At 42.7% G+C, this 19,315-nt stretch carries 22 protein-coding genes; all 22 read left to right on the forward strand.

Annotation, left to right across the window (positions count from 1 at the left end; genetic code table 11):
* The first annotated feature begins 13 nt into the window (after positions 1-13).
* Positions 14-592 (forward strand): PLP-dependent aminotransferase family protein, encoded by a 579-nt coding sequence (locus OCV65_RS01460; RefSeq protein ID WP_262580682.1) that lies wholly within the window; start codon positions 14-16, stop codon positions 590-592.
* Positions 593-647: 55 nt separating this feature from the next.
* Positions 648-1,622: an RluA family pseudouridine synthase gene (locus OCV65_RS01465; protein WP_118383682.1), complete on the forward strand. Its 975-nt coding sequence runs from the start codon at positions 648-650 to the stop codon at positions 1,620-1,622.
* Between the two features lie 26 nt (positions 1,623-1,648).
* Positions 1,649-2,191, forward strand: a complete 543-nt coding sequence (locus tag OCV65_RS01470; RefSeq protein ID WP_118383681.1) for a Holliday junction resolvase RecU — start codon at positions 1,649-1,651, stop codon at positions 2,189-2,191.
* A 75-nt stretch (positions 2,192-2,266) separates the two neighbouring features.
* Positions 2,267-3,517 carry an ATP phosphoribosyltransferase regulatory subunit gene (hisZ, locus tag OCV65_RS01475; RefSeq protein ID WP_118383680.1) on the forward strand — a complete coding sequence of 417 codons (1,251 nt, stop codon included), beginning with the start codon at positions 2,267-2,269 and terminating at the stop codon, positions 3,515-3,517.
* A gap of 28 nt (positions 3,518-3,545) precedes the next feature.
* On the forward strand, positions 3,546-4,181 hold the full coding sequence (gene hisG, locus OCV65_RS01480) for an ATP phosphoribosyltransferase (protein ID WP_118383679.1): 636 nt from the start codon (positions 3,546-3,548) through the stop codon (positions 4,179-4,181).
* Between the two features lie 45 nt (positions 4,182-4,226).
* The gene (gene hisD, locus OCV65_RS01485; protein ID WP_118383678.1) at positions 4,227-5,525 is read left to right on the forward strand and encodes a histidinol dehydrogenase; all 1,299 of its coding nucleotides are present in this window, start codon (positions 4,227-4,229) and stop codon (positions 5,523-5,525) included.
* A 33-nt stretch (positions 5,526-5,558) separates the two neighbouring features.
* Positions 5,559-6,146, forward strand: a complete 588-nt coding sequence (hisB, locus tag OCV65_RS01490; protein ID WP_262580684.1) for an imidazoleglycerol-phosphate dehydratase HisB — start codon at positions 5,559-5,561, stop codon at positions 6,144-6,146.
* A gap of 11 nt (positions 6,147-6,157) precedes the next feature.
* Complete coding sequence (hisIE, locus tag OCV65_RS01495) at positions 6,158-7,441, forward strand: bifunctional phosphoribosyl-AMP cyclohydrolase/phosphoribosyl-ATP diphosphatase HisIE (RefSeq protein ID WP_118383676.1); 1,284 nt, start codon at positions 6,158-6,160, stop codon at positions 7,439-7,441.
* Between the two features lie 67 nt (positions 7,442-7,508).
* The gene (locus OCV65_RS01500) at positions 7,509-7,814 is read left to right on the forward strand and encodes a hypothetical protein (RefSeq protein ID WP_118383675.1); all 306 of its coding nucleotides are present in this window, start codon (positions 7,509-7,511) and stop codon (positions 7,812-7,814) included.
* A gap of 22 nt (positions 7,815-7,836) precedes the next feature.
* Positions 7,837-8,934, forward strand: coding sequence for a hypothetical protein (locus OCV65_RS01505; protein WP_118383674.1), 1,098 nt, complete (start codon positions 7,837-7,839; stop codon positions 8,932-8,934).
* 228 nt (positions 8,935-9,162) lie between these two features.
* Positions 9,163-9,960: a 7alpha-hydroxysteroid dehydrogenase gene (gene hdhA, locus OCV65_RS01510; protein ID WP_262580685.1), complete on the forward strand. Its 798-nt coding sequence runs from the start codon at positions 9,163-9,165 to the stop codon at positions 9,958-9,960.
* Positions 9,961-10,124: 164 nt separating this feature from the next.
* Positions 10,125-11,990 (forward strand): TIGR03960 family B12-binding radical SAM protein, encoded by a 1,866-nt coding sequence (locus tag OCV65_RS01515; RefSeq protein ID WP_262580686.1) that lies wholly within the window; start codon positions 10,125-10,127, stop codon positions 11,988-11,990.
* A complete protein-coding gene (locus OCV65_RS01520) occupies positions 11,974-12,717 on the forward strand; it encodes a TIGR03936 family radical SAM-associated protein (protein ID WP_262580687.1) in 744 nt (247 codons plus the stop codon). Before OCV65_RS01515 ends, OCV65_RS01520 begins: the two co-directional genes overlap by 17 nt.
* An 86-nt stretch (positions 12,718-12,803) precedes the next feature.
* Complete coding sequence (gene ybaK / locus OCV65_RS01525; RefSeq protein ID WP_118383855.1) at positions 12,804-13,286, forward strand: Cys-tRNA(Pro) deacylase; 483 nt, start codon at positions 12,804-12,806, stop codon at positions 13,284-13,286.
* Between the two features lie 44 nt (positions 13,287-13,330).
* A complete protein-coding gene (locus OCV65_RS01530; protein WP_262580688.1) occupies positions 13,331-14,650 on the forward strand; it encodes an aspartate kinase in 1,320 nt (439 codons plus the stop codon).
* 40 nt (positions 14,651-14,690) lie between these two features.
* On the forward strand, positions 14,691-15,512 hold the full coding sequence (locus OCV65_RS01535; RefSeq protein WP_262580689.1) for an amidohydrolase family protein: 822 nt from the start codon (positions 14,691-14,693) through the stop codon (positions 15,510-15,512).
* Between the two features lie 4 nt (positions 15,513-15,516).
* Positions 15,517-16,527, forward strand: coding sequence for an aspartate--ammonia ligase (asnA, locus tag OCV65_RS01540; RefSeq protein WP_118383858.1), 1,011 nt, complete (start codon positions 15,517-15,519; stop codon positions 16,525-16,527).
* A gap of 146 nt (positions 16,528-16,673) precedes the next feature.
* A complete protein-coding gene (gene rplU / locus OCV65_RS01545) occupies positions 16,674-16,982 on the forward strand; it encodes a 50S ribosomal protein L21 (protein WP_118383859.1) in 309 nt (102 codons plus the stop codon).
* 14 nt (positions 16,983-16,996) lie between these two features.
* Entirely contained in the window at positions 16,997-17,329 is a 333-nt protein-coding gene (locus tag OCV65_RS01550) for a ribosomal-processing cysteine protease Prp (RefSeq protein ID WP_262580690.1), read from the forward strand.
* A 5-nt stretch (positions 17,330-17,334) separates the two neighbouring features.
* Positions 17,335-17,619: a 50S ribosomal protein L27 gene (rpmA, locus tag OCV65_RS01555; RefSeq protein WP_118383861.1), complete on the forward strand. Its 285-nt coding sequence runs from the start codon at positions 17,335-17,337 to the stop codon at positions 17,617-17,619.
* Between the two features lie 91 nt (positions 17,620-17,710).
* Complete coding sequence (gene obgE, locus OCV65_RS01560) at positions 17,711-18,997, forward strand: GTPase ObgE (protein WP_118451918.1); 1,287 nt, start codon at positions 17,711-17,713, stop codon at positions 18,995-18,997.
* Positions 18,998-19,009: 12 nt separating this feature from the next.
* Positions 19,010-19,300 (forward strand): ribosome assembly RNA-binding protein YhbY, encoded by a 291-nt coding sequence (gene yhbY / locus OCV65_RS01565; RefSeq protein WP_118383863.1) that lies wholly within the window; start codon positions 19,010-19,012, stop codon positions 19,298-19,300.
* The last annotated feature ends 15 nt before the right edge of the window (positions 19,301-19,315 follow it).

Consider the following 19,315-nt stretch of genomic DNA (forward strand, 5'->3'; position numbering starts at 1 on the left):
GTGACAGGGGAATATGAAGAAAGTAACAAAAGGAAAAGCAGGATATCTGTCTGAAAAGAAAAAAAGATTAGGATTGCAGGCACTGGCGGAATTTGCCGTGGTTGCGTTGATCCTGATCATTGGATATGTAATTACAAAAACAAGACTGAATATATTTACGGTAGTTGCAATCGTAGGCTGTCTTCCGGCAGCGCGTGTGCTGGTGGAGTTTATCGCGATGTTTCCTTATAGAAGCATTGAGGGAAAAGTACAGCGTGAGATAGATGAGAAAGGAGCACTGCTTACCAGAGCGTATGATATGGTGATTACAGATGGAGAGCATATCATGCCGGTCAGTGCAGTGGCAATCTCCAATCACAAGGTATTTGGTTATGCGCCAAATCCAAAGACAGATCCTGAGATGGCTGCGGCGTATATCAAACAGATCCTGAAAAATACAGGTCTGGAACCATCCACAGTAAAAGTATTTGCTGAGTATGTGCCCTTTCTTTCCAGGGTAGAAGGCCTGAACAGCATGATGGAGATCAGCCAGTCTGCAGATCAGCAGTTGGAGAGACGTATCCGCCGCAAGATACTGAATGTATCCATGTAATGAAAACACTGCTTTTGACACAATTTTAAAATATCAGAATCATGACAGGTGACGAATGAGAGAATTAATCATATCGAAAAATGAAGCGAATCAGCGACTGGACAAGTATCTTGCCAAATATCTGAATCAGGCTCCGACAAGCTTTATCTATAAAATGTTAAGGAAAAAGAATATCGTTTTGAATGGTAAGAAAGCTGCCGGAAAGGAAAAGCTGCAGGCAGGGGATTCGGTGAAATTATTTCTTGCGGAAGATACAATTGAGAAGTTTATCGAGCAGAAACATACTGTACGGAAGAGACTTCCGGGACATATGCCGGAAGTGATCTATGAGGATGCGGACGTTTTGCTGTTAAATAAGCCTGCAGGTATGTTGTCACAGAAAGCGAATCCATCCGATGTATCGGTAGTGGATTATATTACGGAATATCTGCTGCGAAGCGGACAGGTTACTGAAACAGATCTTCATACGTTTCATCCTGGAATCTGTAACCGGTTGGACCGGAATACATCCGGACTTATTGCAGCGGGTAAGAGTCTTGCAGGTCTGCAGGAGTTAAGCCTGGGCTTTCACGACCGGACATTCCGCAAGTATTACCATTGTCTGGTAAAAGGAAAGGTAGACAAGCAGATCCATCTGAACGGCTATCTGAAGAAAGATCACCGGACGAACCGGGTTACGGTAATACAAGAGTCTGAAACGGATGCACAGCCAATCGAAACAGAGTATCGACCACTGGAATCTAATGGAAAGTATACGCTTCTGGAGGTACACCTCATCACGGGTAAGACCCATCAGATCCGTGCGCATCTTGCATCGGCAGGACATCCACTTATCGGTGATTATAAATATGGAGATCGGTCATTAAATGACCGGTTTCGTGAAAAATATGGATTAAAATCACAGCTGCTACATGCATATCGTCTGGAATTTCCAGAGCTTGATGGGGCATTAAAAGAAGTCTCAGGCAGAGCTTTTATTGCAGAAGAACCGATATTATTCCAGAAAATTGCAAAAGACTGTATCAGATAAAATGACAGATAAGGATTATATAAATAATGGGAACATGGCATACTAGGGGGCTCAGAGGCTCCACACTGGAAGATATGGTTAACCGGACAAATGAGAGATATTTGGAACAGGAGCTGGCATTGATCCAGAAGATTCCCACACCGATCACGCCGGTGCGCATGGACAAGGAACATCGTCAGATTACATTGGCGTATTTCGAACAGCGCAGTACGGTGGATTACATCGGTGCCGTACAGGGAATTCCAGTCTGCTTTGATGCAAAAGAGTGCAATGCAGATACATTTCCATTGCAGAACATACATGAGCATCAGATCATATTTATGGAAAATCTGGAGAAACAGCAGGGGATTTCTTTCCTGTTAATCTATTATACTGCAAGAAATGAAATGTATTATATGCGTTTTGAAGAGGTGGCGAAGTTCTGGAACCGTGCAATGACCGGCGGACGCAAGAGCATTCGTCTTGAAGAACTTGATCCACGATTTTTCTTTGATATCCGTTCAGGCTGTTTTGTGCCATATCTGGATATGATTAATCTGGATCTGGAACTCCGGGATGAGAGGTCTTGACAGGTTCGGAAAAAATTCGTATAATTCAAAAAAAGATTTTAACGTATTAGCAAGCTAAAGTGTAAGGAGATCAATATGAAGAAATTACAGCATACTCCGGAAGGTGTCCGGGACATATACAATATCGAATGCGGCAAGAAACTCTCACTGGAGAGCCGTCTGCATAAAGTTCTGCAAATGTACGGATATCACGACATCCAGACTCCTACGTTTGAGTTCTTTGAAGTGTTCCGCAAAGAAATCGGAACCATTCCATCCAAAGAATTATATAAATTTTTTGATAAAGAAGGAAATACTCTGGTTCTTCGACCGGATATTACACCATCCATTGCAAGGGCAGCGGCTACGCTGTTCCCGGATAATGATATGCCGATCCGGCTTTGCTATACCGGTAATACTTTTGTGAATTATCCGCAGAGTTATCAGGGCCGTCTTCGTGAGAATACACAGATGGGTGCGGAATTGATCGGTGTAGAGTCTATTGAGGCGGACGCTGAGATGCTGGCACTGGTAGTGGATTGTCTTACGACAATCGGTCTGCGTGAATTCCAGATCAGTGTGGGTAATGTTGACTATTTCCAGAGCCTGATTGAAGATGCAGGACTGGGAGAAGAATCAGAAGCAAGAGTACGTGAACTGATCGGTAATCGTAATTTTCCGGGTGTGGAAGAATATCTGGACAGTATCGAAGTGCGTCGTAGCTCCAGAGAGGCATTAGTAGCACTGGAAGATCTCTACGGTGGAGAAGAGGTGCTGGATCAGGCAGAAAATATTGCACCAAACTCCAAAGCCATCATGGCAGTTCGCAGACTGAAGCGGATCTATGAAGTGCTGAAGATCTATGGCGTAGAAAAATACATTAACTTTGATCTGAGTATGACGGGGTTATATGGATACTATACAGGAATTATTTTCAGAGGATATACCTTTGGAACAGGCGATGCTATTGTAAAGGGTGGTCGTTATGACCATCTGTTGGAGAAATTTGGTAAAAAATCACCATCTATTGGATTTGCGATCATAATTGACCAACTGATGAATGCATTGACCAGACAGCATATCCGTATTTCCTATACTCGTAAGAACACACTGATCCTTTATGATGACGGACGTCAGAAAGAGGCAATCAGCCTGGCAAAAGAATTTCGTGAAAAATGCAAAAATACAGAACTGGTGAAACGTGCTCCGGGTAAGACGCTGGAGGATTATATCAGCTACGGTAAAGAAAACTATGCCGGCAATATGCTCTATATTCAGAGCGATAATCAGATTATTATGATCAATCTGGTAACCGGTGAGAAGAAAATGATCCATTCAGATAATTAGTTTAGAAATTTTAAGATAGGAGCCTGCTATGAGATATCTTACATTTGCCCTGGGAAAGGGGCGTCTTGCCAGCCAGACGCTGGAATTATTTGAAAAAATAGGAATTACCTGTGAAGAAATGAAGGACAAAAAGTCCAGAAAACTGATATTTGTAAATGAGGAACTGAAGCTTCGCTTTTTCTTGTCCAAGGGTCCGGATGTACCGACTTATGTGGAATACGGTGCGGCTGATATCGGTATCGTAGGAAGAGATACCATTCTGGAAGAGGGAAGAAAGGTGCACGAAGTGCTGGATCTTGGTTATGGTAAATGTCGCATGTGTATCTGCGGACCGAAAGAAGCGGAAGATCTGCTGAAACATCATGAACTGATCCGCGTTGCAACCAAATATCCAAATATTGCAAAAGATTATTTTTACAATGTCAAGCATCAGACAGTAGAGATCATCAAGTTAAATGGTTCTATCGAACTTGCTCCGATTGTGGGACTTTCAGAGGTAATCTGTGATATAGTAGAGACAGGATCCACACTGCGCGAGAATGGTCTGACTGTACTGGAAGAGGTATGTCCGCTGTCGGCACGCATGATTGTGAATCCGGTGAGTATGAGAATGGAAAGTGAACGGATCAAGGATCTGATCCAGAGACTGAGAACTGTGATATAAATATTGAATGATAAATAGAGATACAGACAGAAAGGATTGATCAGGATGAGAATACAGCATTTGGATTCCAGCACAAAAAAGAATCTTCTCGAAGATCTGCTACAGCGCAGTCCATCCAGCTATGGGCAGTATGAGCAGGCGGTGGCAGAGATTCTAAACAATGTTAAGATTGAAAAAGATAAAGCATTATTTGCATATACAGAGCAATTTGACCATGCCCATATTGACGCTTCTAATGTACGTGTAACAATGGAAGAGATTCAGGCGGCTTATGAAGAAGTTGGCGAGGAATTACTGCGTGTGATCCGCGGATCATTAGAGAGCATTAAGTCTTATCATGAGAAACAACGTCAGTTCAGCTGGTTTGACAGTAAGCCTGACGGAACAATCCTTGGACAGAAGGTAACTGCGCTTCAGCGGGTAGGTGTCTATGTACCGGGCGGAAAAGCAGCTTATCCATCCTCTGTATTGATGAATATTGTTCCTGCACGTGTGGCCGGAGTGGATGAAATCATTATGGTTACACCTCCGGGAGCGGATGGGCGTGTCAATGCTAACACTCTGGTGGCAGCCTGTGAAGCAGGTGCAACAGCTATTTATAAAGTAGGTGGAGCACAGGCAATCGGAGCACTGGCATACGGAACAGAAAGTATTCCCAAGGTAGACAAGATTGTAGGACCTGGTAATATCTATGTGGCATTGGCGAAGAAAGCGGTGTACGGACATGTAAGCATTGATGCCATTGCCGGACCAAGTGAGATTATGGTAGTAGCGGATGAGACTGCTAATCCACGATATGTGGCGGCAGATCTGTTGTCTCAGGCGGAACATGATGAGATGGCCTCAGCGATTCTGGTTACGACCAGTGAAAAGCTCGCAAGAGAAGTATCTGATCAGATCGATGGCTTCTTAAAGGAACTGTCCAGAGCAGATATTATTCAGAAATCTTTAGATAATTATGGTTATATTCTGATCGCAGATACGATGGATGAAGTGATCGATACAGCAAATGAAATTGCGTCGGAACATCTTGAGATTATGACAAAGAATCCGTATGACACCATGACTCGTATCCGTAATGCAGGAGCTATTTTTATCGGTGAGTATGCAAGTGAGCCATTGGGCGATTATTATGCGGGACCGAACCATGTTCTTCCGACCAATGGAACAGCGAAATTCTTCTCACCGCTGTCGGTGGATGATTTTATTAAAAAGTCCAGCATTATCGGCTATTCCAGAGAAGCACTGGAACGTGTACACAAGGATATTGAAGCATTTGCGGAAGCAGAACATCTGACCGCGCATGCGAATTCAATTAAAGTCAGATTTGAAGAAAACAGATAGCAATATAATTAAATCAGATAAGGAGGTCTGTCTATGAGTAGAACTGCTTCTTGCACCCGCAAGACAAAGGAGACAGATATTACCCTGTCACTGAATCTGGATGGACAGGGAAAGAATGATATACATACCGGCATAGGATTTTTTGATCATATGTTGGATGGATTCGCAAGACATGGACTGTTTGATCTGGAGCTTCATGTGAGTGGAGATCTGGATGTGGACTGTCATCATACCATAGAGGATGTAGGAATTGTATTAGGTGGTGCAATCCGTGAGGCATTGGGAGATAAGGCTGGCATTAAGCGATATGGAAGTTTTCTGCTTCCGATGGATGAGACGCTTGCCATGTGTGCCATTGATCTCTCTGGCAGACCATATCTGAATTATCAGGCAGAGTTTACCTGCGAAAGACTTGGAACGATGGATACAGAGATGATCCGTGAATTTTTCTATGCGGTATCTTACGGCGCAATGATGAATCTGCATCTGAAGATTCTGGATGCAGGCAATAACCACCATATGGCGGAAGCTTTGTTTAAGAGCTTCGGAAAGGCGCTCGATATGGCGACCGGAATGGAGCCTCGTATCAAAGAGGCGTGGACAACAAAAGGCAAATTATAAGGGGAGCAGATATGAGTTATAAAAGAGTAATACCATGTATATTTATCGATTCGGGAAAGGCAGTGCGCTGGTATGATGACCGGACGGTGATCAGTAAAGATGTAGTCTCACTGGCGCGTTACTACAGTGAAAATGGTGCAGATGAACTGTTGGTATTTGACCTGTCCGAGTCAGATGAAGACCACGAAGAAGCTATCAACCTGATGCGCAAGATTAACCGTGTGATCCGGATTCCAATGGTTGCGGGAGGGAATATCAAGCGTCAGGAAGATGTAAAGAAGATTCTTTATGCAGGAGCAAAACGCGCCATGCTGAACTTTTCCAAAAAGGACAGTATTGAAATGATGGAAGCGGCAGCACTTCGCTTTGGCAAAGAGAAGATCGCAGTATCATTAAATGATTTTGATTCACTCTTCAAACAGCAGCATGTGATTAATGAAAACTGCAGTGAGATTGTATTTATGCACCGACTGGATCTGGATTCAGTGATGAATATTACCGATATTCCGTGTGTGATCGTGACCGATTCTATGGAAGAACCGGAACTTATCAATATATTAAAGTGTCCGGGAGTAAAAGGACTGTCAGGGCGCTATGTAAGCCAGACAGATATGAAATTCAGTGAATTTAAGAAACGTTGTGAAGACGAAGAGATTAAGATGACTTCATTTGAGAGCATCATGGAATTCTCAGAATTTAAGCTGAATGAAAATGGACTGATTCCGGTTGTCGTACAGGATTATAAGACACAGGAAGTTCTGATGGTTGCATATATGAACGAAGAGGCATTCTATAATACGATCAAGACTGGACGGATGACCTATTACAGCAGAAGCCGCAAGTGCCAGTGGGTGAAAGGTGAAACCAGCGGACATTTCCAGTATGTGAAGTCACTGACCATTGACTGTGACAAGGATACTTTGCTTGCCAAAGTAGAACAGATCGGAGCAGCCTGCCATACAGGAAATAAGACCTGTTTCTATCAACCGCTTGTTGGAACAGATTATGATGAGAAGAATCCGCTTCAGGTATTTGAATCTGTGTATGCGGTAATCGAGGATCGTAAAGCAAATCCAAAAGAAGGCTCATATACAAATTACCTGTTTGATAAAGGAATTGATAAGATTCTTAAGAAGGTTGGAGAGGAAGCCGCAGAGATCATTATTGCAGCAAAGAATCCAAATCCGGAAGAGGTAAAATACGAAATGGCTGATTTTCTTTATCATGCTATGGTATTGATGGTAGAAAAGGGACTTACCTGGGATGATATTGTGGGTGAGCTTGCCGACAGATAAAATCAGGGATATATAGCAGATGAATTTCATAGACTGATATAAGAACGATAATGGAGAGGTTCAGTCTGTGAATGAATCAGAAAAAAGAAGAAGAGAATTATTGCGTTCAGCCAGAGAAATGTATGGAGATTCCCATATGCCGCCTGCGGTACATCCGAGATTTCGAAATATATATGGGGATTTATATGAATCAGAGGAACAATCATCCGGATTGCAGACACGCCTTTTGATCGGATGTGTATTGTTTCTGGTATTTGTGCTGATGGATTATTTTCATTTAGAGATTGCTCAGGTAGACAGTGAAGAGGTTGTGCAGATGGTAGAACAGGATGCCAATGCGGTAGAAAGCTGGAGTGATCTGATTATTAAGTAAGAAAGAATAAGAGGGCAAACGAATGAAAAAGAGGAGAATGTTGTGTGCATTGTGCCTGCTGCTTGGCCTGATGATGTTATGTAGCGGTTGTGAAAAGAAAGAGTCGGCAGATGATTATCTTGGCCGTTTGATTACTCGTGCCAAGGAAAATGAGGGCGAACTGCAGAGTGTTTTAGAAACGGGAATTGCGGATGCCAAATCATCCAATGATTTTGTGATTGATTTTCCAGATGAATTAAAGGAATCCTATGAAGCATTTCTTAAGGAAGCACTGAATCAGGTACAGTTTGAACTTAACAAAGCAGACAAGGAGTCTAATGATACCTATATCATTCGTGTAACTTATGAACCGATTGATATTGCAGCTACGACCAAAGAAACGGATGCCGGATATGTAAAGAATATATCAGGCACAGATTTTACAACAGAGGTGAAAAATCTTCTGGAAGAGGATACGAAGCTTTTAAGTAATGCCACAAAACAGCAGAAAAAGAGCAGAACCATTACTGTAAAGAAGTCCGGAGACAGCTATAAAGTATCGAAAAAGGATATCACGGCATTGTTGCAGGATGCACTTCAGGGGTATATGGCTCCTTATGAGGCAGTCGGTACCGTGTTTGATTTCCGTGATTTTATGCAGGCATACCTGGATGCATATTTTAAGGGAGATACTGAGCGCTACTGTATGCATACAGGTGAGAGTGCAGAAGAAGCTGCTGCCTGGTATGAGGAATCGTTTAACAGTTTTCGGCTGGATGATCTGACAGATGATCAGAATACGAGGTTTATTAATGCTATAAAAGCAATATATAAGAATTGTCAGTACACATTAGGTGCGATGCGGCAGGTATCGCTTACAGAGTATCAATTTGATCTTACCGCGACACCGAACACAAGTATTGTAAATGCGGCAAGTGAACTGGATGCAGGTACTTATTACAGTACTGCCGAGGTGGCAGATGCATTTTTAAATATCTATGATAAATATGCAGCAGCGCCATCATATGGTACAGAGACAACAGTCACGATTAACTGGAATAGCCTGAATATGGCGTCTAGCAATGCATCAGCGGATGAGAATTTTAACCGTCTGGTGGAAACAATCATTCCATCAGAATAAGAGAAGTTTGAATGTATTCATTTTGAATAATGCGATTAGAAAGAGCTTTGTACTTGTGTACGGAGCTCTTTTTTGTGAGAAAAGTCGTGTAATACTTTGCGAAAAATTAGAATAATAAGAAAATGATAGAAAAAATTCAGCTTATGTCCATGTTTGCTTGTTGAAATGTGATAAAATAACAAACAAATATTTCATAAAGACTGATTATATGGAAAGGAGCATGGGATTATGAGATTAGATGGAAAAGTAGCAATTGTAACTGCATCTACAAGAGGAATCGGACTTGCCTGCACACAGCGTCTTGCCCGAGAAGGAGCAATTGTATATATGGCCGCCAGAAATATGGAGCGCGCAGAGAATCGTGCAAAAGAACTGAATGATGAAGGATGCAACGTAAAAACCGTATATAACGATGCAACTGAAAAGGAAACTTATACTTCTATGGTAGAAGAAGTATTCAAGAATGAAGGAAGAATTGATATTCTGGTAAATAATTTCGGAACATCTAATCCACAGAAAGATCTGGATATCAAAAATACAGAATATGACGAGTATATCCGTACTGTTGATATTAATCTTGCCAGTGTATTTATGACCAGCCAGGCTGCAATTCCACACATGGCAGCAAATGGCGGTGGAAGTATTATCAACATTTCTTCCATTGGAGGTCTGCGTCCGGATATTTCCCAGATTGCATACGGAACCAGTAAGGCAGCAATCAATTATTTGACCAAACTTATTGCAACGCAGTGCGCAAGAGATAACATCCGTTGTAACGCCGTATTACCGGGAATGACAGCAACAGAAGCTGTATCAAACAATCTGACACCGGAATTCCAGGAATTTTTCTTGAAACACATTCCGATCAAGAGAATGGCAACGCCTGAAGAAATCGCGGGAGCAGTTGCATATTTCGCAAGCGATGATGCGGCATATACGACAGGACAGATCATGGATGTATCCGGCGGATTCGGAATGCCGACACCAATCTTTGGTGATATGATCGCGATGAAGAGTAAGAGATAAATAGAATGATTATCATGACTCCTGGCGAGACATTTGTCTGCCGGGAGTTTTTTATATTGCAGTTATCAAAAGATAATTTGCCGAAGCTCTGGATTCATGCTACAATAAATCAATGCGATAAAATTGAGTTTTATCGATTTAATGGATGAATCAAGGAGTAGTGAATGAGAAAGTTAGCTTTAAGTGACGATATTTTGATGAAAATAGAAAAACCTGCCCGTTACATCGGCGGCGAGGTAAATGCAGTTGTAAAAGACCTTCAGAACGTGGATATCAGGTTTGCAATGTGCTTCCCGGATGTCTATGAAATTGGTATGTCCCATCTGGGAATTCAGATTTTGTATGATATGTTCAACCGCAGGGATGATGTGTGGTGTGAGCGCGTGTATTCTCCGTGGGTAGATCTGGATAAAGTGATGCGAGAAGAGAAGATTCCGCTGTTTGCACTGGAATCGCAGGATCCTGTGCGTGATTTTGATTTTCTTGGAATCACGATCCAGTATGAGATGTGTTATACCAATATTCTGCAGGTGTTAGACTTGGCCTGCATTCCGCTTCATGCGAAAGACCGAACCGAGGAAGATCCGATTGTGATCGGTGGTGGCCCATGTGCGTATAACCCGGAGCCGATTGCAGAATTTTTCGATATGTTTTATATCGGTGAAGGCGAGACGGTCTATGATGAACTGTTGGATACGTACAAAGAGAATAAGAAAAATGGCGGATCACGTATGGACTTTCTGGAGAAAGCCTGTCAGATCGATGGCATCTATGTTCCGATGTTCTATGATGTGACTTATCACGAAGACGGAACGATCGATCAGTTTTTCCCGGTTAACAAGCATGCACCGTCCGTGATCCACAAGCAGGTAGTCATGGATGTGACGAACACGACCTATCCGCAGGCACCGATCGTTCCTTATATTAAGGTGACGCAGGATCGTGTGGTATTGGAAGTACAGCGCGGCTGTATTCGTGGCTGCAGATTCTGTCAGGCTGGTATGTTGTACCGCCCGACCAGAGAACGTGACGTCGAGACGCTGAAGCAGTATGCGTATAATATGTTGAAGAATACAGGTCATGAGGAGATATCTCTTAGTTCCTTAAGTACCAGTGATTACAGTGAATTAAAGGAACTGGTGACATTCCTGATCGATAACTTTAAAAATAAAGGAATCAATATTTCGTTGCCATCTCTTCGGATTGATGCATTTTCGTTGGATGTAATGAGCCAGGTGCAGGATATCCGTAAGAGCAGTCTGACATTTGCACCGGAGGCTGGTTCCCAGCGGATGCGTAACGTCATTAATAAAGGTCTGACGGAAGAGGATATCATTTCCGGAGCCGGACAGGCATTTGAAGGTGGATGGAACAAAGTAAAGCTTTACTTCATGCTGGGACTTCCGACTGAGACAGAGGAAGATATGGAGGCAATCGCTGTTCTGGCAGATAAGGTTGCCAGAAGATATTATGAGATTCCAAAGGATCAGAGAAATGGCAAATGCCAGATTACAGCAAGCTCTTCGTTCTTTATACCGAAGCCATTTACACCGTTCCAGTGGGCACCGATGCTGAATCACGAAGACTATATTGAACGTGCAGCAATTGTAAAGCATGCATTTCTTAATCAGCTCAATAAAAAGAGTCTGCGTTACAATTGGCATGATGCTGAGGTAAGTGTGCTGGAGGGTGTATTTGCCAGAGGTGATCGCAAGATAGCGTCAGTCATCGAAGAAGCTTATCGCATGGGATGTATCTATGATTCCTGGAGTGAACAGTTTGATAATGATAAATGGATGCGGGCATTTGACAATACAGGTATTGAGATTGGATTTTATAATCTCAGGGAACGCGGGGAAGATGAAGTATTTCCATGGGATTTTATCGATATTGGCGTGACGAAGAAGTTCCTCAGAAGAGAATGGGATCGCGCCATGAAGGGCGAAGTGACACCGAACTGCCGTATGCAGTGTTCTGGATGCGGTGTGGCAAAATGGAAAGGAGGTGTCTGCATTGAAAGTAAGAATTAAGTTCCGCAAATACGGCATTCTGAAATACATTGGACATCTGGATGTGATGCGTTTCTTCCAGAAGGCAATGCGACGCGCAGATATCCCGATCGCATTTACCGGAGGATACAGTCCTCATATGATCATGTCTTTCGCACAGCCGCTCGGACTTGGCGTGACAAGCGAAGGGGAATATCTGGATATTGAGCTTGCGGGGGATATTACATCGGAGGATGCAGTCAGACAGTTGAATCAAACAATGGCAAACGGTATCGATGTCGTAAGTTTCAGACAGATCCAGGATGAGAAAAAATACAGCGGTATGACGCTGGTAGCTGCTGCGGATTACCTGATCGTGCCAAAAGATATGGAAGAGACAGCGTTAAGAGAACATAATAGTGAGACAGCGGTGTTCCCTGATAACTGGAATGAAGCGCTCGCTGCATTTCTGGAGCAACCGGAGATTAAAGTTATGAAGAAGACGAAGCGCAGTGAAAAGGAAGTGGATATCCGTCCGATGATCTATGACATGCATATGGAGCCTTCAGGAATCTGTATGCAGCTTGCGGCGGGAAGTGAGAATAACCTGAAACCGGATCTTGTGATGGAGACATTTTTAAAATATGTCGGCGAAGAAGAGGTGAAGCTTCATTATCATAGAAGAGAAGTTTATGCGAAGAATCCTAAGTCCGAAAATCCAAGATTTGTATCATTAGAATCACTTGGCTGGGATATTTTATCTTGCTAAAGTGCCGTGGCAAGTGGTATAGTAATGAACTAGAAGCAGAATAGTGGCATATACAGCTTCAAAGCATACGATAACGAGGTAAGATAATGAGTAAAAAAGAGATTAAGACCAATGCCATGCGGATTCTTGACCGTATGAAGATCTCGTATACTTATGAGACCTATGAGTGTGATGAATTCACAGATGGTATCCAGGTGGCAGATAAATTAAATCTGGATCATAGGCAGGTATTTAAGACACTTGTGACGACAGGAAAGACAGGTAATCATTATGTATTTGTAATCCCAATTGAAGATGAAATTGATTTTAAGAAGGCAGCCAAGGCAGTTGGTGAGAAGTCACTGGAGATGCTGCATCTGAAGGATCTGACCAAGGTGACTGGATATGTCCGTGGCGGATGTACTTCTATTGGAATGAAAAAGAATTTTCCGACTGTTATTCAGGAAAGCGCAAGGGATTTTGATGAGATTTATGTGAGCGGCGGTAAGCTTGGCATGCAGATAAAGCTTGCTCCGGCAGACCTGAAGAAAGCTGCAAATGCAGAATTTGGTGATGTGATAAGAGGTTAGCCAACCGGTAACACAATTCGAGATTTATGGAGGTCTACAAAAGAATGAAAAAAGTAGTTAAATTCGGAGGAAGCTCGCTGGCAAGTGCAGAACAGTTTAAAAAGGTGGGAGCCATTATCCGTCAGGAAGAGTCCAGACGCTATGTGGTACCATCCGCACCGGGAAAACGTTTTTCCGGGGATACAAAGGTAACAGATATGTTGTACAGCTGTTATCATCTGGCAATCCAGGAAGAAGATTTTGATGAGCAGTTAGATGCGATCAAAGCCCGTTATCAGGAGATCATTGACGGACTTAAGCTGGATCTGAGCCTGAATCAGGAGTTTAAGGTGATCCGCGAGAATTTCAGCAAGAAGGTGGGATGCGATTATGCGGCATCCAGAGGAGAGTATCTGAATGGTATGATCATGGCTGCTTATCTTGGCTATGAATTTATCGATGCGGCAGAAGTGATCTTCTTTAATGAAAAGGGTGGATTTGACGCAGATAAGACACAGAAGATCCTGTCGGAGCGTCTGGCACATACCGAAAAAGCAGTAATTCCAGGATTCTATGGAGCAGGATATGATGGAACGGTGAAAACATTTTCCAGAGGTGGTTCTGATGTAACGGGTTCCATTGTGGCAAAGGCAGTTCATGCAGACATGTATGAAAACTGGACAGATGTATCAGGATTCCTGATCGCTGATCCACGCGTGGTAAAGAACCCAAAAGCAATTGATGTGATTACATACCGTGAGCTTCGAGAGTTATCTTACATGGGAGCATCTGTACTTCATGAAGATGCAATTTTCCCGGTACGTAAAGAAGGTATTCCGATCAATATCCGTAATACGAACGTACCGGAAGATAAAGGTACACTGATCGTAGAAGCAACCTGCAGAAAGCCGCGTTTTGTCATTACAGGTATCGCAGGTAAGAAGGATTTTGCTTCTATTACTATTGAAAAAGCAATGATGAACTCAGAAGTAGGATTCTGTAAGCGTGTGCTGGAAGTATTTGATAATAATGGTATTTCTATTGAGCATATGCCGTCAGGTATTGATACCATGACAATTCTGGTGCATCAGGATGAGTTTGAAGAAAAGGAACAGGAAGTTGTGGCAGGCATCCACCGCGCAGTAGAACCGGATTTTGTGGAAATGGAATCTGATCTTGCACTGATCGCTGTGGTAGGTCGCGGTATGAAGTCTACCCGTGGTACTTCCGGACGAATCTTTTCAGCATTGGCACATGCCAATGTGAACGTGCGCATGATCGATCAGGGATCCAGTGAGTTGAATATTATCATTGGCGTGCGGAACCATGACTTTGATAATGCAATCAAAGCAATTTATGACATTTTTGTAATGACACAGTTGTAATAATAAAGATTTAATATGCGAAAAGAGGAATATAAAAGTTATGATAGATTTTCATACACATATATTTCCGGAGAAGATTGTAAAGAAGACGCTTGCAATTCTGGAGGCGAATTGCGAGACGGTACCGTATACAGATGGTACTGCGGCAGGACTGCAGGCTTCGTCAGAAGAGGCAGGGATTGACTGTTCCGTGATTCTTCCTGTAGCTACGAAGCCGGAGCAGTTTGATTCGATTAACCGGTTTGCAATGCAGTTTCGTGGTCAGGACAGATTACTTTCGTTTGGAGGAATCCATCCGGATACGGAAAATGTCCGTGAGAAACTGATGTTTTTAAAAGATCAAGGATTTAAAGGCATTAAATTACATCCCGATTATCAGCAAACATTTATCGATGATATCCGATGTGAGCGAATTATTGATGTGGCGAGTGAACTGGGATTAATTGTAAGTGTTCATTGTGGATTTGATCCGGGTTACAAAGAACTGACACACTGCACACCCGATAGGATTGTAAAGATGATTGATGCCGTTCATCCGGAAAAGTTGGTACTTGCACATATGGGCAGTCTCATGATGTGGGACGATGTTGAAAAGTATCTGGTCGGAGCACCGGTGTGGTTTGATACCGGTGTTGTATTCGGACATATTGCTGAAGAACAATTCATACGTATCGTCCGTAAACAAGGCGCAGACCGTATTCTTTTTGCCAGTGATTCCCCATGGGGCGGACAGAAAGAATTTGTGCAGACATTGGAATCAACGAGTCTTACAGAAGCAGAAAAACAGATGATATTCCACACAAACGCAGAAAAATTACTTGGTACGAAGATTCCGGACAGCCGGAAAATTAAGGAGGAATAAGAGAATGGCAGAGATAATTATGCCGGAGGGATATTTCTCTCCACTTACAATACGGGAAACGGAGGTAGCAATCAAAGAAATTAAGGATCATTTCCAGAGCTCACTTGCTAAGAACCTGCATCTTACCCGCGTGTCTGCACCGCTATTTGTAAAGCCGGAGAGCGGATTGAATGATAACCTGAACGGTGTGGAGCGCCCGGTTGCATTCGGTATTAAAGAACAGAATGATGACATGGCAGAGATTGTACATTCTCTGGCGAAATGGAAACGTTATGCGTTGAAAAAATACGGATTCCATTCAGGAGAAGGGCTTTACACAGATATGAGTGCGATCCGCAGAGATGAGGACACAGATAATATCCATTCTATCTACGTGGATCAGTGGGACTGGGAAAAGGTCATCTCCAAAGAAGAACGCAATACTGAAACATTAGAATATACCGTTAGGAAAGTATATGCTGCATTAAAAGATACAGAAGATTACATGGCTCGCAGATACAACTATATAGAAGCAGTACTCCCTGATGAGATTACATTTGTTACATCGCAGGAACTGGAAGATATGTATCCGGATAAGACCTCTAAAGAAAGAGAATATGCTTATGCTAAATTAAAAGGTGCAATTTTTATTTCTCAGATTGGTAAAGTGCTGGCCTCTGGTGAGAAGCATGATGGAAGAGCACCTGACTATGATGACTGGGAGCTGAACGGAGATATTATCGTATATTATCCGGTTCTTGATATTGCACTGGAGCTTTCTTCCATGGGTATCCGAGTAGACGAAGATTCTCTGATGAAACAGTTAGAAATTGCCGGATGTGAAGAACGCAAGGAACTTGCATTCCAGAAGTCATTGCTGAACGGCGAACTGCCATATACAATTGGCGGAGGTATCGGACAGTCGCGTATCTGTATGTATTATCTGAGAAAGGCACATATCGGAGAAGTACAGTCTTCTTTGTGGCCGGATGAGATGATTGAAGAGACAGCAAAGCATGGAATTCATCTGCTTTAAAAAAATAAAATATTTTTTGGTAATAAGCTTGCTTTTACAGCAAGCTTATGCTATTATAATCTAGTATGCCGCACAATGAGGTAATAAGTATTGCACATAGCGTGTGATCACCGTAGTTGGCGAGTAATGATAATAGGAGGTGCCATATGTACGCAATTATAGCAACAGGTGGTAAACAGTACAAAGTAGCCGAAGGCGATATCATTAAAGTAGAGAAGCTTGGTGTAGAGGCTGGCGAAACTTATACATTTGACCAGGTGCTTGCAGTAAGCGACGGAGAGCTTAAAGTAGGAGCTCCTACAGTAGCTGGTGCAACTGTTGAAGCATCCGTAGTTGAGAACGGAAAAGCCAGAAAAGTCATCGTTTACAAGTATAAGAGAAAATCTGGATACCATAAGAAAAATGGTCACAGACAGCAGTACACAGCTGTTAAGATTGAAAAGATCAACGCTTAATTCGGAGATTTTTCATGACTCATGTAACGATTTATCGTAACAAAGAAAATGAATGTATCGGTTTTACTGTAATCGGACATGCTGAGTATGCGGAAGCCGGAGAAGATATTATCTGCGCCGGAATATCCATGCTGGTAATTAATACCTGTAATGCAATCGAAGCGTTAACTACAGCGAAGTTTTCACTGACGACCAATGAATCTGAAGGACTCATTGATCTGAGGCTGAAAGAAAACCCGACGAAGGAAACCGAACTATTGTTGTCTGCGATGATTCTCGGATTCGAGAATATGGCAGACGATCAGGACTATAAAGAATATATTCACTTAACATTTGAGGAGGTGTAACGATAATGATGAAATTAAACCTTCAGTATTTCGCACACAAAAAGGGAGTAGGTTCTACAAAGAACGGACGTGACTCTGAGTCCAAGAGACTTGGTGCTAAGAGAGCCGACGGACAGTTTGTAAAAGCTGGCAACATTCTTTACAGACAGCGTGGAACAAAGATTCATCCGGGAGTTAATGTAGGTCGCGGTGGCGATGATACATTGTTCGCACTGGTTGACGGCGTTGTTCGTTTTGAGAGAAAAGGAAGAGATAAGAAACAGGTTTCTATCTACCCAGTTGCAGAGTAATTAGACATGAGACTTACGGAGGGTGCTGCGAAGTAACTGATTACAGTTATGGAACAGCACTTTCGTTATATTTCAGGAAAGGAAAACCGCAATGTTTGCAGACAGAGCAAAAATATTTATCAGATCCGGTAAAGGCGGGGACGGACATGTAAGTTTTCGTCGCGAATTATATGTGCCAAATGGCGGTCCCGATGGTGGAGACGGCGGACGTGGAGGCGATGTTATATTTGAAGTGGATGAAGGCTTAAATACACTTCAGGATTATCGTCACAGACGTAAATATGCCGCCAAAGACGGTGAGCAGGGTGGTAAGAGACGCTGCCACGGAAAAGACGCAGAAGATATTGTATTGAAAGTGCCAGAAGGAACCGTTGTCAAAGAAGCAGAATCCGGCAAAGTCATTGCAGATATGTCCGGCGACAACAGAAGACAGGTGATTTTAAAAGGTGGACGTGGAGGACTGGGTAATCAGCATTTTGCGACATCTACGATGCAGATTCCAAAGTATGCACAGCCTGGACAGCCATCCCAGGAGCTCTGGGTTAATCTTGAGCTTAAAGTCATTGCAGACGTGGGACTGGTTGGATTTCCAAATGTAGGAAAGTCTACATTTTTATCAAGAGTAACCAATGCACAGCCAAAGATCGCGAACTATCATTTTACCACTCTGAATCCGAATCTCGGCGTAGTAGATCTTCCGGACGGAAGAGGATTTGTAATCGCAGATATTCCGGGTCTGATTGAGGGTGCGTCAGAAGGTGTGGGTCTTGGACATGAATTCCTGCGTCATATTGAGCGTACCAAATTAATGATCCATGTAGTAGATGCTGCAGGTACCGAAGGACGTGATCCGGTCGATGACATTTACAAGATCAATGCAGAATTAAAGGCGTATAACGCTGATATTGCGAATCGTCCACAGGTAATCGCAGCAAATAAGATCGATGCGATTTACAGTGATCCGGAGAACGATCCAATCAAGCGTCTGAAAGATGAATTCGAGCCACAGGGATACAAGGTGTTTCCGATTTCCGGTGTTACAGGAGAAGGTTTGAATGAACTTCTGTATTATGTGTCTGATCAGTTAAAGGATCTGGATGCAGCACCGATCGTATTTGAGCAGGAGTATTTCCCTGAGGATGAACTGATTTACGTGGATCTTCCGTATACTGTAGAAAAAGAAGATGGTATGTATGTCGTAGAAGGACCAAAGATCGAGAAAATGCTTGGTTATACCAATCTGGATTCAGAGAAGGGATTTGCATTCTTCCAGAAGTTCCTGAAGGATACTGGAATCCTGAAAGAACTGGAAGATGCTGGTATTGAAGAAGGCGATACCGTACGCATGTACGGTCTCCAGTTTGATTATTATAAATAAAGGAGAACAGGAATGACTACAAAACAGAGAGCATATTTGAAGAGTCTTGCCATGACCATGGATCCGGTATTTCAGATTGGAAAGAACTGTGTAACACCGGAAGTGACTGCGGCTGTATCAGAAGCGTTGGAAGCAAGAGAGCTGATCAAGCTCAGCGTATTACAGAACTGTGTCGATGATCCGAAAGAAATGGCAAAAGTTCTTGCAGAGCGTACACATTCACAGGTTGTACAGGTAATTGGTAAGAAAATCGTTCTGTATAAAGAAGGTAAAGACGACAAGAAAAAGATACAGTTACCATAAAATATTTATGTGTAC

This window comes from Dorea ammoniilytica, assembly GCF_025567415.1.
GTDB lineage: Bacteria > Bacillota > Clostridia > Lachnospirales > Lachnospiraceae > Claveliimonas > Claveliimonas ammoniilytica.

Bases quoted from the DNA above. Each gene is read 5' to 3' on its own strand.
- OCV65_RS01535 (WP_262580689.1), top strand. From the start codon at position 14,691: ATGATAGATTTTCATACACATATATTTCCGGAGAAGATTGTAAAGAAG.
- OCV65_RS01515 (WP_262580686.1), top strand. From the start codon at position 10,125: ATGAGAAAGTTAGCTTTAAGTGACGATATTTTGATGAAAATAGAAAAA.
- OCV65_RS01465 (WP_118383682.1), top strand. From the start codon at position 648: ATGAGAGAATTAATCATATCGAAAAATGAAGCGAATCAGCGACTGGAC.
- hdhA (WP_262580685.1), top strand. From the start codon at position 9,163: ATGAGATTAGATGGAAAAGTAGCAATTGTAACTGCATCTACAAGAGGA.
- yhbY (WP_118383863.1), top strand. From the start codon at position 19,010: ATGACTACAAAACAGAGAGCATATTTGAAGAGTCTTGCCATGACCATG.
- OCV65_RS01460 (WP_262580682.1), top strand. From the start codon at position 14: ATGAAGAAAGTAACAAAAGGAAAAGCAGGATATCTGTCTGAAAAGAAA.
- ybaK (WP_118383855.1), top strand. From the start codon at position 12,804: ATGAGTAAAAAAGAGATTAAGACCAATGCCATGCGGATTCTTGACCGT.
- OCV65_RS01530 (WP_262580688.1), top strand. From the start codon at position 13,331: ATGAAAAAAGTAGTTAAATTCGGAGGAAGCTCGCTGGCAAGTGCAGAA.
- hisZ (WP_118383680.1), top strand. From the start codon at position 2,267: ATGAAGAAATTACAGCATACTCCGGAAGGTGTCCGGGACATATACAAT.
- rpmA (WP_118383861.1), top strand. From the start codon at position 17,335: ATGATGAAATTAAACCTTCAGTATTTCGCACACAAAAAGGGAGTAGGT.
- rplU (WP_118383859.1), top strand. From the start codon at position 16,674: ATGTACGCAATTATAGCAACAGGTGGTAAACAGTACAAAGTAGCCGAA.
- hisIE (WP_118383676.1), top strand. From the start codon at position 6,158: ATGAGTTATAAAAGAGTAATACCATGTATATTTATCGATTCGGGAAAG.
- OCV65_RS01470 (WP_118383681.1), top strand. From the start codon at position 1,649: ATGGGAACATGGCATACTAGGGGGCTCAGAGGCTCCACACTGGAAGAT.
- asnA (WP_118383858.1), top strand. From the start codon at position 15,517: ATGGCAGAGATAATTATGCCGGAGGGATATTTCTCTCCACTTACAATA.
- hisB (WP_262580684.1), top strand. From the start codon at position 5,559: ATGAGTAGAACTGCTTCTTGCACCCGCAAGACAAAGGAGACAGATATT.
- OCV65_RS01505 (WP_118383674.1), top strand. From the start codon at position 7,837: ATGAAAAAGAGGAGAATGTTGTGTGCATTGTGCCTGCTGCTTGGCCTG.
- hisD (WP_118383678.1), top strand. From the start codon at position 4,227: ATGAGAATACAGCATTTGGATTCCAGCACAAAAAAGAATCTTCTCGAA.
- hisG (WP_118383679.1), top strand. From the start codon at position 3,546: ATGAGATATCTTACATTTGCCCTGGGAAAGGGGCGTCTTGCCAGCCAG.
- obgE (WP_118451918.1), top strand. From the start codon at position 17,711: ATGTTTGCAGACAGAGCAAAAATATTTATCAGATCCGGTAAAGGCGGG.
- OCV65_RS01550 (WP_262580690.1), top strand. From the start codon at position 16,997: ATGACTCATGTAACGATTTATCGTAACAAAGAAAATGAATGTATCGGT.